The sequence below is a fragment of the Ruegeria sp. AB7 genome, assembly GCF_056542625.1.
In genome coordinates, this window is record NZ_JBQGAC010000003.1 from 40,935 (window position 1) to 57,328 (window position 16,394).

The 16,394-nt window shown below is 58.1% G+C and carries 14 protein-coding genes; 12 read left to right on the forward strand and 2 right to left on the reverse strand.

The features are described 5' to 3' along the window. The first annotated feature begins 6 nt into the window (after window positions 1-6). From ACR0EN_RS10080 to mdoH, 6 genes are all read left to right on the forward strand, one after another. Window positions 7-1,626 carry a thiamine pyrophosphate-binding protein gene (locus ACR0EN_RS10080; RefSeq protein WP_170818716.1) on the forward strand — a complete coding sequence of 540 codons (1,620 nt, stop codon included), beginning with the start codon at window positions 7-9 and terminating at the stop codon, window positions 1,624-1,626. Then, window positions 1,613-2,797: a CaiB/BaiF CoA transferase family protein gene (locus ACR0EN_RS10085; protein ID WP_480586536.1), complete on the forward strand. Its 1,185-nt coding sequence runs from the start codon at window positions 1,613-1,615 to the stop codon at window positions 2,795-2,797. Before ACR0EN_RS10080 ends, ACR0EN_RS10085 begins: the two co-directional genes overlap by 14 nt. A gap of 180 nt (window positions 2,798-2,977) precedes the next feature. After that, entirely contained in the window at window positions 2,978-4,348 is a 1,371-nt protein-coding gene (locus ACR0EN_RS10090; protein ID WP_170512182.1) for a tetratricopeptide repeat protein, read from the forward strand. 33 nt (window positions 4,349-4,381) lie between these two features. Further along, on the forward strand, window positions 4,382-5,599 hold the full coding sequence (locus ACR0EN_RS10095) for an OpgC domain-containing protein (protein WP_170512184.1): 1,218 nt from the start codon (window positions 4,382-4,384) through the stop codon (window positions 5,597-5,599). Further along, window positions 5,596-7,095 (forward strand): glucan biosynthesis protein G, encoded by a 1,500-nt coding sequence (locus ACR0EN_RS10100; RefSeq protein ID WP_170401267.1) that lies wholly within the window; start codon window positions 5,596-5,598, stop codon window positions 7,093-7,095. The genes ACR0EN_RS10095 and ACR0EN_RS10100 overlap by 4 nt, the downstream gene beginning before the upstream one ends. Beyond that, complete coding sequence (gene mdoH / locus ACR0EN_RS10105) at window positions 7,092-8,963, forward strand: glucans biosynthesis glucosyltransferase MdoH (protein ID WP_480586539.1); 1,872 nt, start codon at window positions 7,092-7,094, stop codon at window positions 8,961-8,963. Before ACR0EN_RS10100 ends, mdoH begins: the two co-directional genes overlap by 4 nt. Here the strand turns inward: mdoH and ACR0EN_RS10110 are convergent, their stop codons facing one another. Both ACR0EN_RS10110 and ACR0EN_RS10115 read right to left on the reverse strand, forming a co-directional pair. After that, window positions 8,964-9,779: a PHB depolymerase family esterase gene (locus ACR0EN_RS10110; protein WP_170391879.1), complete on the reverse strand. Its 816-nt coding sequence runs from the start codon at window positions 9,777-9,779 to the stop codon at window positions 8,964-8,966. Beyond that, window positions 9,776-10,249, reverse strand: coding sequence for a rhodanese-like domain-containing protein (locus ACR0EN_RS10115; protein WP_480586542.1), 474 nt, complete (start codon window positions 10,247-10,249; stop codon window positions 9,776-9,778). The genes ACR0EN_RS10110 and ACR0EN_RS10115 overlap by 4 nt, the downstream gene beginning before the upstream one ends. A 220-nt stretch (window positions 10,250-10,469) precedes the next feature. Between ACR0EN_RS10115 and ACR0EN_RS10120 the strand changes: the two genes are divergently transcribed. The 6 genes from ACR0EN_RS10120 to ACR0EN_RS10145 are packed head-to-tail and all read left to right on the forward strand — an operon-like array spanning window position 10,470 to window position 16,391. Beyond that, window positions 10,470-13,340 (forward strand): monovalent cation/H+ antiporter subunit A, encoded by a 2,871-nt coding sequence (locus ACR0EN_RS10120; RefSeq protein ID WP_170401275.1) that lies wholly within the window; start codon window positions 10,470-10,472, stop codon window positions 13,338-13,340. Further along, on the forward strand, window positions 13,340-13,699 hold the full coding sequence (locus ACR0EN_RS10125) for a Na+/H+ antiporter subunit C (RefSeq protein WP_170391885.1): 360 nt from the start codon (window positions 13,340-13,342) through the stop codon (window positions 13,697-13,699). The genes ACR0EN_RS10120 and ACR0EN_RS10125 overlap by 1 nt, the downstream gene beginning before the upstream one ends. After that, the gene (locus ACR0EN_RS10130; RefSeq protein WP_170609354.1) at window positions 13,696-15,234 is read left to right on the forward strand and encodes a monovalent cation/H+ antiporter subunit D; all 1,539 of its coding nucleotides are present in this window, start codon (window positions 13,696-13,698) and stop codon (window positions 15,232-15,234) included. Before ACR0EN_RS10125 ends, ACR0EN_RS10130 begins: the two co-directional genes overlap by 4 nt. Beyond that, complete coding sequence (locus ACR0EN_RS10135) at window positions 15,234-15,731, forward strand: Na+/H+ antiporter subunit E (RefSeq protein WP_170392908.1); 498 nt, start codon at window positions 15,234-15,236, stop codon at window positions 15,729-15,731. The genes ACR0EN_RS10130 and ACR0EN_RS10135 overlap by 1 nt, the downstream gene beginning before the upstream one ends. Next, a complete protein-coding gene (locus tag ACR0EN_RS10140) occupies window positions 15,728-15,997 on the forward strand; it encodes a K+/H+ antiporter subunit F (protein ID WP_170391889.1) in 270 nt (89 codons plus the stop codon). The genes ACR0EN_RS10135 and ACR0EN_RS10140 overlap by 4 nt, the downstream gene beginning before the upstream one ends. Window positions 15,998-16,004: 7 nt before the next feature. Next, window positions 16,005-16,391 (forward strand): Na+/H+ antiporter subunit G, encoded by a 387-nt coding sequence (locus ACR0EN_RS10145; protein ID WP_170609355.1) that lies wholly within the window; start codon window positions 16,005-16,007, stop codon window positions 16,389-16,391. The last annotated feature ends 3 nt before the right edge of the window (window positions 16,392-16,394 follow it).

The following is a 16,394-nucleotide window of genomic DNA, read 5'->3' on the forward strand; positions in this document are numbered from 1 at the left end:
TGATTAATGAAGGACCTGTCTCCCCGCGCTGCGGATTTGTTGGCACAACGCCTTTTCGAGGCCGGATGCCGCCATGCGTTCGGAATGCCCGGCGGCGAGGTTCTGACATTGGTGGATGCGCTGGAAAGCGCGGGCATTGCTTTCCACCTTGCAAAACACGAAAACTCTGCAGGTTTCATGGCCGAAGCGGTCCACCATCGCGATGGTGCACCTGCAATCCTCGTGGCCACACTCGGGCCCGGAGCGATGAACGGGATCAATGTGGTCGCCAACGCCCTGCAGGATCGGGTGCCGATGATCGTGCTGACCGGATGTGTCGACGCGGATGAGGCGTTGACCTACACCCATCAGGTGATGGATCACGCGCAAGTCTATCGCTCGATCACCAAAGGCAGCTTCATGCTGACGGCCGACGGGGCCGATATCATCGCCGACAAGGCGGTATCGCTTGCCAACCAAGCGCGCCCCGGCCCGGTACACATCGATGTGCCTATCTCAGTGGCCGATACGCGCGTATCAGGGGTTAAACGTCGTCGACTGGCAAAAGTTGCTCCTGTCGCGCCTGGCGCGGAATGTCTGGAAAAGGCCCGCCGCTGGGTGGCCGAGGCTGAGCGACCTTTGGCGATCATCGGTCTTGATGTTCTTTACGACGACTCGCGCTGTGTGGTGCGAGCATTTCTAGAGCATTTCAACATTCCCTTTCTCACCACCTACAAGGCCAAGGGGGTGGTGCCCGAGGATCATCCACTCTGCCTGGGCGGGGCGGGTTTGTCTCCGCTGGCCGATAAGCACCTAGTCCCGCTGGTGGAACAGGCTGATCTGGTACTGTGTTTGGGATATGACCCTATCGAGATGCGCCCCGGCTGGCGCGAGATATGGGAACCAGAAACCAAGCGCGTGATCGACATATCAGCCGTGGTGAACGATCATTACATGCATCAGGCTGGGCTAAATCTGGTCGCCGACACCGGCGCAACGCTTGAGGCCATTGCCAAGGGCAACCCTGCCGGCAAGACCTGGCCGAATGGTGAGCCTGAACAGGTCAAGGCGGCGCTGGCGAATGCTTTTCCGTCAGATGAAGACTGGGGACCGGCGGCAATCATCGCAGAAACTCGTGCCGTTCTACCACCCGAGACCCTCGCCACGGCCGACAGCGGCGCGCATCGCATTCTGCTCAGTCAGATGTGGGAGTGTTCGGAGGCACGAGGGTTGATCCAGTCCTCGGCGCTCTGCACCATGGGGTGTGCCGTTCCGATGGCGATCGGTCTGAAATTGGCCGAACCGGATCGCCCCGTGATCAGCTTTTCAGGCGATGCCGGGTTTCTGATGGTTGCCGGAGAGCTGTCGACTGCCGCCGAATTGGGTGGCAACCCAATCTTTTTGGTCTTTGTCGATGCCAGCCTTGCGCTGATCGAGCTGAAACAACGCCAGCGCCAGATGGGCAATCGCGGAGTGGATTTTGACCGCCATGACTTTGCGGCTTTAGGCCGCGCATTCGGCGGTTATGGTCACACAGTTCGTAGCCGCGACGATTTGCGGGCTGCATTGGATCAAGCGTTGAAAGCAGACAAGTTCACTGTCATTGCTGCGGAAATTGACCGTGGAGGATATGATGGCCGCATCTAAAGGACCGCTGAAAGGCGTCAAGGTACTGGACCTGTCTCGCATTCTGGCGGGACCCACTTGTACGCAGTTGTTGGGCGACCTTGGCGCTACCGTCATCAAAATCGAAAACCCGGCGACCGGTGGTGATGATACGCGACAATGGGGCCCTCCTTACGCCGAGGATGCGGATGGTAACCGCTCGGACCTGAGCGCATATTTCATGTCCTCCAACCGCAACAAGAAATCGGTCGCATTGGATATCGCAACACCCGAAGGACAGGCAGAAGTCCGACGCCTAGCCTCGCACGCTGATATACTGATCGAGAATTTCAAGCCCGGTGGACTGGCGAAATACGGGCTCGACTACGCAACCTTGTCCAATGAGTTTCCCGACCTCGTCTATTGTTCAATCTCAGGCTACGGGCAGACAGGCCCAAACTCATCGAAGCCCGGATATGATCTAATGGCGCAAGGATATGGCGGGATCATGTCTCTGACCGGAGACGCCGACGGCGCGCCGATGAAAGTAGGCGTCGGAATTGCTGACGTGATGTGTGGTATGTATGCCTGCGTTGGTATTCTGGCTGCGCTGCGTCATCGCGACATGACTGGCGAGGGTCAGCAGATCGATCTGGCGCTGGTGGATGCACAGATCGCTTGGCTGATCAATGAAGGCGTGAATTATCTGACCTCGGGCGAAGTGCCTCAGCGGCGCGGCAACGGGCATCCCAATATTGTGCCTTACGAGGTCTATCAGACGGCGGATGGGCACGTGATTCTGGCCGTTGGAAATGACAGTCAGTTCAAAAGATTTTGCAGCTTCATCGAAAAGCCAGAGCTTGCCGACGATCCTAGATTCGCCACCAACCCGGCCCGTCTTGAAAACCGGGACGCGTTGAATACAATCCTGCGCCCGGCAGTTCAGGCGCTGGATACAGGCAGCGTTATCGCGGGGCTTGAAGACCTGAAAGTCCCTGTTGGCCCGGTGCGGACGCTCGATCAGGTTTTTGCCTCGGATCAGGTCGCTGCCCGCCAGATGCAGATCTCGATGCAAGCTGAGCCTGGCGAGGTGCAACTGATCGGGAATCCCCTGAACCTGTCACGCACGCCTGTAACATATCGCAGCGCACCACCAGTCTGTGGGGCTGACACACAGGCTGTTCTGAACGCGGAAAACCCCTTCGAAGATTGAAACACTCTGCCCGTTTAGGCGGCAAGTTGCTGAAACATGCCCTTGAATCGGCGGTTTTTTTCGCGTTTCTCACACACGGGATTTCACCAATTCGAGAGCAGGGTCGATACTGTTACGACCCGGCTGCACACTCTGTTACATCGAACAGTGTAGAACGTCGCAATCAGATTGGACCCGAGTATGAAACAAGACGTCTTTGGACAGATGAACACCCTGAACCAGCCCGCAAGCGTCGAGGCATGGGATGGTGTTCTCCTTGGGTTCATGGCGCATGCCGCTGTCACACCGCAACATCTGGGCAAGGTTCTGGAGCTTGAGCCGGACTTTGCGCTGGGCCATGCGGTCAAGGGGCTGTTCATGGTTCTGCTGGGCCGGCGTGAGATGATCGCGGTCGCTGCCGAAGCGCTGAGTGCCGCGAATGCAGCGATGGAGCGTCAGCCCGTTTCAGCCCGGGAAAGGCTATATGTCGAGGCGCTGGGTTTGTATATGGCCGACCTTCCATCACAGGCCGTTCAGAAATTTGAAGAGATTCTGCGGGCGCACCCAACGGATACTCTGGCCATGAAGCTCAGCCATGCGACGCGCTTCGTTCTGGGCGATGCGGCGGGGATGCGTCGGTCGATCGAACGGGTGATGCCTGCGTATGAACCCGACCACGCCGGACGTGGATACTTGCTGGGATGCCACTCGTTCGCGCTGGAGGAAACCGGCGCCTACGAGAAAGCCGAGATCGCCGGTCGTCAGGCCTTGTGGATGGTTTCGGACGACGCCTGGGGATTGCACGCTGTAGCGCACGTGCACGAGATGACGGGCAACGCGCAGCTGGGACTGGACTGGCTCGCGGGACGCGAGGACGCTTGGGCGCATTGCAACAATTTCCGCTATCATGTCTGGTGGCACAAGGCGCTGATGCATCTGGATTTGGGGCAAGTCGATCAAGTGATGGCGCTTTACGATCATCACATCCGCCAGGACAAAACCGACGACTATCGCGATATCTCGAATGCAACCTCGCTGCTGTCCCGGCTAGAGCTTGAGGGCGTTGATGTTGGCAACCGTTGGGAAGAACTGGCCGATCTCAGCGCAGCCCGAACCGAAGACGGATGCTTGATCTTCGCCGATCTTCACTACTTGCTGGCATTGACCGGGGACAATCGTTCGGAGGCTACAGCAAATATGCTGCAGCGTATTCAAAATGACGCCCAGCGCAATCAGGGTGACACGCCGATCCGCATGTCCGACCCGGGCATTGCCGCCGCCAAGGGGCTTGAGGCCTTTGGAGAGGGCCTTTACGGCCAAGCCTTTGATTTTCTTTCAAATGCCCGGGGTGGGATGCAACTGGCGGGTGGCAGCCACGCCCAACGTGATGTATTCGAGCGCATCACCATTGATTCCGGCCTGCGCGCTGGCCGTCTGGATGCTGTCGAGCGCATCCTGGACGACCGCCGCGCCAAACGTGCCGGGGGAGAGGACAATTACGCCCTCGCCCGCCGAGAATTGATCGAGGCCGCACGCGACAGCGGCGACGCACAAAGCGTCCCCGCCGAATAACAACAATAAAAGACCAAGAAGGACAGAAACCGTATGGCGACCGCATCGCCCGCTTCTGATTTTGCTCCGGTGGCGTCTCAGGTCGCCGCCCCCGCCGCTACGCGCGATCCGCGGTTGGATTTCTATCGCGGCATCGCGATGTTCATCATCCTGATTGCCCATATTCCGAACGATCCGTGGGCCAAATGGATACCTGCCCGCTTTGGCTTTTCGGACGCAACCGAGATCTTCGTATTCTGTTCAGGCATGGCTTCGGCAATTGCTTTTGGGGGGGCGTTCATGCGCAAAGGCTGGTGGATGGGCACCGCACGCGTGAGCTTTCGCATCTGGCAGGTCTACTGGGCGCATATCTGCCTGTTCTTCTTTGTCGCGATGACAATGGCGGCCCTGAACCAGAGTGGGCTGTTCGAGAAAAACTATATCTCCTCTCTCAATCTACAGCATTTCTTCAACGATCCGGCGTCACAGATCGTCGGACTTTTTACCCTGACCTATGTGCCGAACTACTTCGATATTCTACCGATGTATCTGGTGGTACTGGCGATGATGCCCCTGTTTATGGGGCTATATCGTATCGGATTCTGGGCGGTCGCCATGGCCTCGGTCACGATCTGGCTCGTTGCACAATTCGACTACCTTGACCTGCCGGCCGAGCCCTGGTCAGAGCGCCAGTGGTTCTTCAACCCATTCGGGTGGCAATTGCTGTTCTTCACCGGCTTTGCGTTCATGCGAGGTTGGATTCCAGCGCCGCCGGTGTCGAAAACTCTGATCTGGGCGGCAGCATTGTTTTTGATCTTCTCGATGCCGTTCGGCTCGTGGAAGGTATTCACTTGGATCAATGCAGCAGCCCCTGATCTGGCTGAAGAGATTCGCAAGGTCTGGCCAGTGACCAAAGAATTTCGCGATAAGACCGACTTTGGTCTATTCCGGTATCTGCATTTCCTGTCACTTGCCTATTTGGGTTGGGTTATCGCTGGTGAGCACGGCCACCGCCTGATCGCGACCGGTCAGGGGGCAGCTGCAAAAGTCTGGCAGTTCCTGCTGACCATCATCACCAAAGTGGGTCAGCAATCGCTCGCGGTGTTCGTATTTTCTATGGCAGCAGCACGACTTATCGGCGTTGGACTGGACCTGAGTGGGCGGGATGTTGCCAGTGTGTTCATCGCCAACATGATTGGCTTTGCCATGATCATCGGCGTGGCTTATCTGGCCGCCTGGTTCAAGTCACAACCTTGGAAATCAAAGAAATGAACTTTACACGTCGCGCTTTTCTCGCCTCATCAACCGCTCTGGCCTTCGCCCCAGCGGCATATGCCACAGGTGGAGAGACCCCGTTCAGCCGAGACGACGTCATCGCAATGGCCCGCGACCTGGCCAGCCGTGATTATGCCGAACGTGAGATGGTTCCGCAGGAGTGGCAGGACCTGACGTATCAGCAATACCGTTCAATACGGTTCCGGCTGGATCGCGCGCTCTGGTACGAGACCGAGACGCCCTTCAACGTCGATTTTTTCACGCCGGGCCTGTATTTTCCACGCACAGTGAAAGTATCGACCGTCGAGGACGGTATGACCAAGCCGGTCGCCTTTGATCTGGCCATGTTCGATAAGTCTGAAGACGTACCAGAGCTGCCCATTGACGACACGCTGGGCTTTTCAGGTCTACGCCTGCGTACTGAGATGCACCGCCCTGGCGAGACAGACGAGTTCTGCGTTTGGCAAGGGGCCAGCTATTTCCGCGCCATCGGTTTGCACGAAGTCTATGGCCTTTCGGCCAGAGGGCTCGCCTTGAAGACCGGCGATCCAGATGGCGAGGAGTTTCCCGAATTCATTCGTTTCTGGTTGGAGCGTCCAGAACCGGATCAACGTAACATGGTCGTTCATGCGCTCATGGACAGCCCCAGCGTTACAGGGGCCTACCGCTTCCACGTTACCGCCGGTTCAGATTGCGTGATGGATATTGAAGCCACCCTGTTCCCACGTACCGAACTGCCCCATGTCGGCATCGCGCCCGGCACATCTATGTTCCTGTTCGATCAGACCAATCACAGCCGTTTCGATGATTTTCGCCCCGCAGTGCACGACAGTGACGGGTTGATGATCCGCAACGGCGCAGGAGAGGTTCTGTGGCGCCCGCTTGCGAACCCGACTCGCCTGCAGATCTCGTCTTTTGTCGACACAAACCCCCGCGGCTTTGGTCTGATGCAACGCAAGCGCAAGTTCTCGGACTATGCGGATCTTGAAGCCAATTATCACAAACGCCCAAGCTTGTGGGTCGAACCCAGCGAAGACTGGGGTAAAGGCACCGTCACGCTTGTCGAAATCCCGGCGGATCAGGAGATTTATGACAACATCGTCGCCTATTGGCGCCCGATGGAACCCTACGCCGCAGGCAGCCAAATTGATCTGTCCTATCGCCTGATCTGGGGCGAGGAACCGCAGCACACCCCTATGGCCCGCGTGATCAACACCGCGATGGGCGACAACACGTTCGGCGAGGGCCGTTTGGCTGTGATTGATTTCGAAGCCAGTGAGCTGCTTGACGATCCCGAGGCCATCACGGTGTTTGTCGACTCGCCCCATGCCGAAACTTCAGAAGGCGTTCTGCAGCGTAACCCAGACACGGGCGGGTTGCGGCTGGCGTTCTCATTCGAACCAGGCGAACGCAACCACGTGGAACTGCGCGCGCAGTTGCTGAAAGACAAACAACCAGCCTCTGAAGTCTGGCTTTACCGTTGGACCATATGAACCGCGATCTTCATATCATGCCGCCCGAGGCCCCTCTGGCGATGCCAGCGCAGAACTTTGCGCAGGGATTCCGCGATGCGCAGGTACCTGCCGGGGGTCGAAATCCCTCTGTCGGGTTCTGGCGCGCGTTGGTCTTCTCACCTGCCATGGCGGCGGCTTTGGGTCTGCTCTGGGTCATGTCCGACTGGTTCAGCGCCGAAGGGATCAATCTGGTCGAAGGTATCCTGCTGACGCTAATCTCGTTCAATTTCTTCTGGATTTCCTTCACGGTCTGCACCGTACTGCTGGGCATGGTCTCGCTGTCCCGGCAAGAGCAGCCAAAGCGTGAAGGACGCTCGCAACCATTGCGCGTGGCGCTGTTGACGCCTGTCTATAACGAGGTGCCGTGGAACGTGCTGGGGAACGCCCGTACGATGCTGGAAGACCTGCAGAAACGCGGTGGTCAGCACCACTATGCCATGTTCATTTTATCCGACACGCGCGACCCCGAGATCGCCGCGCAGGAACAGGCCAGCGTTGAGGCGTTGCGGACCACGCTGGCACCGGGGCTTGAACTCTATTACCGCCGCCGCCCCCAGAATACGGATCGCAAGGTCGGTAATATTGCCGATTGGGTCAGCCGCTGGGGCGCGGACTGGGATGCGATGTTGGTGCTGGATGCCGACAGCCTGATGACGGGTCGCGCGATCTCGCGCCTGACAGATGCGCTGGCGCGCGATCCCGGCGCAGGCCTGATCCAAAGCTATCCGCAGCTGATTGGCGCGCAATCGGTCTTTGCCCGGATGCAGCAGTTTGCCAACGGCGTCTATGGTATCGCCTTTGCCGAAGGCCTCGCGCGCTGGTGCGGGCAAGAAGGCAATTATTGGGGCCACAACGCCATCATTCGCACCTGTGCATTTGCTTCTAGCGCAGGTCTGCCCAAGTTGCGGTCGCTTAACGGACAAGACAAGCTGATCATGAGCCACGATTTCGTCGAGGCCGGATTGCTGCGCCGCGCAGGATGGGCCGTGCGCTTTCTGCCGCGCATACGCGGATCATATGAAGAAACGCCCCCCACCCTCATTGACCACGCAATGCGCGATCGCCGCTGGTGTCAGGGCAACCTGCAGCACCTGAAACTGCTGGGTTCGACCGGCTTCCGCGCAGTCTCGCGGTTCCATATGTTCCACGGAGCGGTCGGATATCTGATGTCGCCGCTATGGTTCGCACTTTTGGTGATGTGGGCCTTGATCGGTCAGGGCAAGGACGCCTCGGTCCTGCATTACTTCAGCCCGGACAATCCGCTGTTCCCGCAATGGCCAGAAATGTCCGAAACACGGCATGTGCTGATCATTCTGGTGATGTATGCGATGCTATTGGCGCCCAAGGTTTTGGGCGTCGCTGCCCTGCCCCTCAGCGGTGTGCGCTATTCCGATTTCGGCGGAGCGCGAAAATTCTTCACTTCATTTCTGTCCGAAGTCATCCTGTCGATCCTCTATGCCCCTATACTTATGGTGCAGCAGATGATTGCAGTGTTCCGCACCGCGTTGGGCATTCAAAAGGGCTGGTCCCCGCAAGCGCGCGATGGTGGCAGCTACGGGCTGCGCACGCTGATCCTGTGCCACAGCCTTGAGACTATCATCGGCGTAGCGCTTAGCGTTGGCATCCTCGCCGGTCTGGTCTCGGTCTGGCTGGCCCCGATTGCGATCAGCCTGGCACTGGCGATCCCATTGTCTGCGCTCAGCGGCGTATCGGCAGGCACCGCGCGCCGTATGGTTGGTATGCGCGAAGATGTCAGTGAGCCTGCAATTACACGCTCGGCCCGGCGCTATCGCGATGAGTTGAAGCGATTGATCGAAGGCAAAGGCGTGATCACACCGGCGGAATGATCACCCGCCGGGCAAGCCCTCGTACCAGTCCACCATCATATCAGCCCAGCCGTTTGGCACCGTATGGCCACCCGGGAACAGAGCAAATTCCAAGGCGCTACCTTCGGCACATCCCATCCAGTTGCGACGCATAAACTGGCCCGTGGTAGAAAACCCGCTGGGCTTGGTATCGGCACACTCATTGGCGACCCGCCAGATTTCCAATCCGGCAAAGATATCGCCCTGGTGGAAACGGCCTCCGCCCAAAAGGCGGCCCTCCAGCGGTACCACATTGTCCGTCCAACCATGGGTGTGGAACATGCGTACCGGACCATCACAGCTTTCGGGATGTGGCCGCCAGAACCCGCCTGAAACCGGGACATAAGCAGAAAATGAATCCGGCGCAGCGCAGGCGAGGTAATAAACCATGAACGCCCCAGCCGAGAAGCCACCCAGCACCACGCGATCCGGGTCGATATCAAACCGATCGGCGGCGTCCTGCACTACTTCTCGAAGAAAAGCGGGTTCATCCCGACCTTCCCAACCGGGAAAGAAGTTCCAGCTTTTTCGACCGTTTCTCTCGGACCCTTCCGGTGCCATCACCGCGTAGCCGCGCGCCAGCAACGGCTCGACCATGGATCGATTCTTGAGCGTACCGGTGGCGCTGCCGCCATAGCCGTGCAGGAACACAACCAGCGGAGGGTTCTCCGCTTTCGGCAGTTCGATGTGATATCCGCCTGATGCGGTTTCGCACATCCCCTCGGTATCGCCACAAGCCGCAAGGCCGGGTTGCCCGGCAAAAACAAAGCACGCGGCCAACCAGTGCCTGACACTCATCCCGTTTCCTCTTCATAAGCGTTGACAGGCAACCCAGCCCGCACCCAACCGGGCCCGGCCGCCGAACCCAGCATGCCCTCGGGCACGTCGATGATATTGGTAAATCCAGCCTCGGTCAGTCGATTGCTTAATCGGGCCGAGCGCACCCCGCGTGCACAGATCAGTGCGACAGGTGCAGATCGGTCCCCGCCGAGCAGGTGGTCCAGCGCCTGCACAAAATCCTCGCGGCGCATGTCGAGCGGATACGCCCCATCGGCAACCCCGGTCGCCCGCCATTCGCGTGGGGTTCGGATATCGATAAGATGGATCGTGCCGTCGAGAACCTGTTGATGGGCCGTGGCCACCGCAATCTGACCACCAGCATAGGCCTGCGGGATCAACCGGTATTCGCGGATTGCGAAACCCGCTGCAATAGCGGCCCCTCCGCCCAATAGGACCCATCTGCGGGTTCGGCGTTTCCCTTCTGCCATGCGGCACTCTCCTGCATTGTCAGATCGGTATTATCATACGGCAATTCGCGACGCTTTCAGGAAATCCAACCCTAAGATCAAGTTCGCGTCATAGTTACACAGGTAGATCACGTCCAATATGTGCGCTTTAGGACCTTTCGGAACCTTGCAATTTCCGGACAGTCAATAAATTATCCCTAGCAATTCAGTCATATTGACCGCACAGACCGGAGTATCGCACTTGTCCCTATTCCTTATCGCGGCCCTTCCCTTCCTCGGAGCTGTCTTTCCGGCCCTCCTGATCCGGGCAGGACGAAACGCAGCAGCATCAGCGGCTGGGTTGACCACCTTCCTCGCGTTGATGGGATTGCTGATCCACATTCCCAGCGTCATGCGCGGTGATGTTGTGACCGCGCGGTTCGACTGGATACCCGGGCTTGGACTAAACGCGAACTTCATGCTGGACGGCCTGGGTTTTTTGTTTGCCCTGCTGATCCTGGGCATCGGTCTTCTGATCATCCTCTACGCACGATTCTACTTGTCGCGCGAGGATCCGATGGGGCAGTTCTATACCTACCTGCTGCTGTTTCAGGGCGCGATGGTGGGAATTGTTCTGTCTGACAATATCCTGCTTCTGCTAATATTCTGGGAACTTACGTCGCTCAGTTCATTCTTGCTGATTGGTTATTGGAAGCACCTGCCCGAGGGTCGTCAAGGCGCGCGTATGGCTTTGGCCGTGACCGGTTCGGGTGGGCTGGCGATGATCGCAGGGATGCTTATCCTCGGCAATATCGTGGGATCTTATGACCTGAGTGTCATTCTGCAGAACAAAGAGCTGATCCAGTCCTCGCCGTACTACCTTCCTGCGCTGATCCTGATCTTGCTTGGCTGTTTCACCAAATCGGCGCAATTCCCGTTCCATTTCTGGCTGCCGCACGCGATGGCGGCACCGACGCCGGTGTCGGCCTATCTGCACTCGGCCACAATGGTGAAGGCAGGCCTGTTCCTGATGGCCCGGATGTGGCCGGTTCTGGCGGGTACGGATGCGTGGTTCTACATCGTCGCCACTACCGGTTTGATCACCATGCTGCTGGGTGCCGTGATTGCGCTGTTCAAGGATGACCTAAAGGCGCTGTTGGCGTTTTCGACGGTGTCCCATCTGGGTCTCGTGACGATGCTACTGGGCTTTGGCACGACGATCGCCGCTGTTGCAGCCGTCTTCCACATCATCAACCACGCGACGTTCAAGGCGGCCTTGTTCATGACCGCCGGGATCGTGGACCACGAGACCGGCACACGCGATGTCAAACGGCTGGGTGGTTTGCGGCATCTGATGCCGATCACGTTTACTATCGGCACCATCGCTGCCCTGTCGATGGCCGGTCTGCCACCGCTGAATGGCTTCCTCTCGAAAGAGATGATGCTGGAAGAGACAGTCCACACGACTTGGCTTAACTCGCCTTACTTGGTACCCGGCTTGGCGCTTTTGGCTGCGCTATTTTCAGCGGCCTACTCCTTTCGCTTTGTCAGCCATGTCTTCCTTGGGCCCGAGCGGGACGATTACCCCGCGCATCCGCATGACCCGCCTGTCGGTCTTTGGTTGGCGCCGGCGTTCCTTGTGGTGCTGGTTGTCCTGATCGGTCTTTATTCCGCAGCCATCGTTGGCCCGCTTGTCGCGGTTGTCTCCAGCGCGGTGATCGGGGGCGAGAAGCTGCCTTATTACTCGCTGAAACTGTGGCACGGCTTTACACCTGCGCTTTACATGTCGGTGGTCGCGACGCTGGGAGGCCTGTTCCTGCTGTCGTTGCACAAACGCGGCGACCAGATATGGAACGCCCTGCCCCGGCCCGAGGCAAAGGTGATCTTCGAGGCAATCATCGACGCGCTGACCCGTCTCAGCCGCTGGATTACGGACGAGCTGCATAATGGTGTGCTCAGCCGGTATGCGATCATCTTCGTGGCTTTTGTCGTTGGGCTTGGCTACTACGCCTACACCACCGGCACCATTGGCGTTGAAACACGCGTACCGCTTGAGGCTCAGGTCATCCCGATCATCGGCTGGATCTGTCTGGTGGGTGCGACGCTGGCGATCATGTGGTTCCACCGCAACCGTCTGCTTTCACTGGTGTTGATCGGGGTGGTTGGCCTGATCGTTTCGATGGCATTCAACTACCTTTCTGCCCCCGATCTGGCGCTGACACAGATTTCGGTCGAAGTGGTGACGATGATCCTGCTGTTGTTGTCGCTGAACTTTCTGCCGACCGACACACCCTGGGACAGCAGCGCGGCACGGCGTTGGCGTGATGCGGCAATTTCGGTGGTTGCCGGGATCGGCTCAGGCGCTTTGATCTATGCGCTGATGATGCGGGATTTTGCTTTCCCAACGATCTCGGAATTCCATCTGGCCAATTCGTACAAAGGTGGCGGTGGCACCAACGTCGTGAACGTGATCCTCGTCGACTTCCGGGGTTTTGATACCTTTGGCGAGATCATCGTGCTGGGCATCGCAGCCCTGATCATCTACGCCCTGACCGAAGCAGTGCTGAGCACCAATGTGCGCAGTTACCTGCTGAACCGTAAACCACATTGGCCGCAGTCGGGTGACTCTCACCCATTGATGATGGTGGTCGTCACCCGCGTGATGATGCCCATCGCTTTGATGGTCGGGGCCTATATCTTCTTCCGAGGCCACAACCAGCCCGGCGGCGGCTTCATCGCAGGCCTCATCGTCGCGATCGCCTTCCTGATGCAATATATGGCCAGTGGCTATACCTGGGCGATTGAACGGCAGCGGTTCTACTATCACGGCACCATCGGTTGGGGCGTTCTGATCGCCGCTGCCACTGGTCTGGGTGCATGGTTCAATGAACGCCCGTTCCTGACCAGCGATTTCGGTTATATCCACTGGCCCCCGCTGGAAGAATTCGAATGGGCCACCGCGATTCTGTTCGATACCGGCGTCTTCCTTGCGGTACTGGGCGCTGTGATGCTGGCGCTCGACAGCCTGTCGCGCTTCGCGTGGCAGCCGGGAATGGCACAAGAATTCCCGATGGATATCAACCCGCTGCGGGATAGCCCTCAGGATGAAGATAACGAGAAGGAACAGGCCTGATGGAAGCGCTCGTAGCCTCTGCAGTCGGCGTGATGACCGCCGCCGGGATATTTCTGATCCTGCGCCGTCGTACATTCCCAGTCATTCTGGGCCTGTCCCTGATCACCTATGCGGTGAACGTGTTCCTATTCGCCACCGGGCGGCTGGCGCTTAACGCACCTGCCGTTCTGAACAAATATGAAGATGTCCCCTATACCGACCCGCTACCGCAGGCGCTGGTGTTGACGGCCATCGTGATCTCATTCGGGATGACGGCGGTGATCGTGATGATTTCGCTGTCCGCCTATCTGTCCTCGAAGGATGACCATATCGATATGAGCGCAAGCGATAGCGTGGACGCACCGGGAGAAGACGCATGAACCATTGGATCGTCGCGCCGATCGTCCTGCCCGCGATCCTGGCCCCGTTTATCATTATGGTGTTGCGATATCATTTGGACCTTCAACGCATCTTCTCGGTCGCCGGCGTCGTGGGATTGCTGGGTATCGCCTTGACCATTACCGCACAGGCATCGGGTGGCGAGGTTCAGGTCTATGAGCTCGGCAACTGGCCCGCACCGTTCGGCATCGTAATGGTGTTGGACAAACTTTCGGCCATGATGGTGTTGTTGACGGCCCTGCTGGCCCTGCCGGTTGTCCTTTATGCCATCGGCTCTGGCTGGGATGAGAGAGGCAAACACTTCCATGCTCTACTCCATTTTCAGCTAATGGGTGTCTGCGGTGCTTTTCTGACCGGCGACGCCTTCAACCTCTTTGTGTTTTTCGAGGTCCTGCTGATTGCCTCTTACGGCCTCATGACGCATGCAGGTGGCGCAGTGCGGTTGAAGGCCGGTGTTCAGTACGTCGCCTATAACCTGCTCGGCTCGACCTTGTTCCTGTTTGCATTGGGCACGATTTATGCTGTGACCGGCACGCTCAACATGGCTGATCTGGCCGTTCGCGTGGCCGATATCCCACCCGAAGACACCGCCTTGCTGCGGGTTGGAGCAGTCTTGCTATTACTGGTTTTCTGTATCAAAGCTGCAGTCTTGCCACTGCATTTCTGGCTTCCTGCAAGCTACGCAAATGCGCCGCTGCCCGTTGCTGCGCTGTTCGCGATCATGACCAAAGTCGGTGCTTATTCGATCCTGCGGGTCTATACGCTGGTCTTTGGGCCCGATGTAGCCGCAACCGAAGGGCTAGTCGGTAGTTGGCTACAACCTGCAGCACTGCTTACATTGGCCGTTGGCGCTATTGGCATTCTGGGCTCGCAACATATCGCGCGAATGGTGGCCTTTTGCGCCATCGCGTCGATGGGCACATTGCTGATTGCGATCTCGTTGTTTAGCGAGGCCGCGACGGCGGCAGCGCTCTACTATATCTTCCATTCGACGCTGGCGACGGCCCTGCTGTTCCTTGTCGCGGACATGGTAATGGAGCGCCGTGGCGGAGCCATAGCCCCTTCGAGGCCGATGCCGCAATCCGGTCTGATCTCAGCCCTGTTCTTTGTCGGCGCCATCGCGATGGCTGGCATGCCGCCACTATCGGGCTTTGTGGGCAAGCTGCTGGTACTGGACGCCTCACGTGGCGCGCCCGATGCAAATGCGGTCTGGGCCGTGATCTTGATCGGGTCGTTCGTCACAATCGTGGGTCTGGCCCGCGCGGGAACGCTGATCTTCTGGAAAAGTCACGACGCCCAACATAATGTGACGCCTGAGCCAACCGAAGAAGCCGGCCTACCAACCGCGCCCGAGCCCTATCCGGGCCTCGCCTTTACTTCGGTGTTCGGGGCGGTTCTGGGACTTGTGCTGCTGACGCTATTTGCAGGTCCGGCGCTGCAATATGCCAGCAACACGGCGGTGCAACTGTTCGCGCCGGAAGATTACATTTCGGCCGTGCTGGGAGGGGAAGAATGATGAAGCTTCTGCACCGTATATTTCCGCATCCCCATCTGACCGCCCTACTTACACTGGTGTGGGTGTTTCTGGCAAACACCGGGTCTTTGAATTCGGTGGTCTTTGGCCTGTTATTGGGAATCATCATTCCGTTTATCACTCAGCCCTATTGGCCGGATCGCCCGAAACTGCGCAATTGGCCGATGGTGGCGGAATACATGTTGGTAGTCTTATGGGATATCGTGATGGCCAATATCGCGGTGGCCCGGATCATCCTGTTCAAGCGCGATGCAGACCGCCAGCCAAGCTTTGTCAGCGTCCCGCTGGAACTGCGCACGCCCGAGGCCATCACAGTTCTGGCCGGAACCATCACCATGACCCCTGGCACCGTCAGTTGCGATTTGTCCGCACAAGGGCACTACCTGCTGGTTCATTGTCTGGATGCACCGAACCCCGAAGAGGTGCGCGACCAGATCAAACAACGCTATGAGCGCCGCCTGAAGGAGATTTTCGAATGATCACCTATGCGATCTACTTTGCTTTTGCCTGCTTCGGCGCTGCGATCATGATGTGTTTGTGGCGTATCATTACTGCCGACGGTGTCGGTACCCGTGTTCTGGCCCTAGATACAATGGTGATCAACACCATCGCTCTGCTTATCCTTTACGGCTTGAGTATCGAGACCGAAATCTTCTTTGAATCCGCCATGATCATCGCCATGCTCGGCTTTGTCTCAACCGTGGCTTATGCGCGCTTTATGCTTCGTGGCAATATCATCGAATGAGCGTGGCATGACCTTTATCTTCGAACTGCTCATCGCATTCTTCCTGATCGTATCGGGCATTTTCGGCTTTGTCGGATCATTCGGCATGATCAAGCTGAGAGACCCCATGTCCCGCCTGCACGCACCCACCAAGGCAACTACGCTGGGCGTGGGCGGCGTCCTGCTGGCCTCGATCGCGCATTCGGTTTTGCTTGAGGGCAAACTGTCCATGCACGAGTTGTTGATCACGCTCTTTCTGTTCCTGACAGCCCCGATCACGGCCCTTTTCATTGCCAAATGGCACATTCATCGCCATGAAAAGCCCAGCGATCTGCCAGACGCAGGCGAGGATGAGCTTTGGGCCACCCACGCGGTCGAACAGGTCGAGGACGTCCCGGACCACAGTACGAACTGAGAC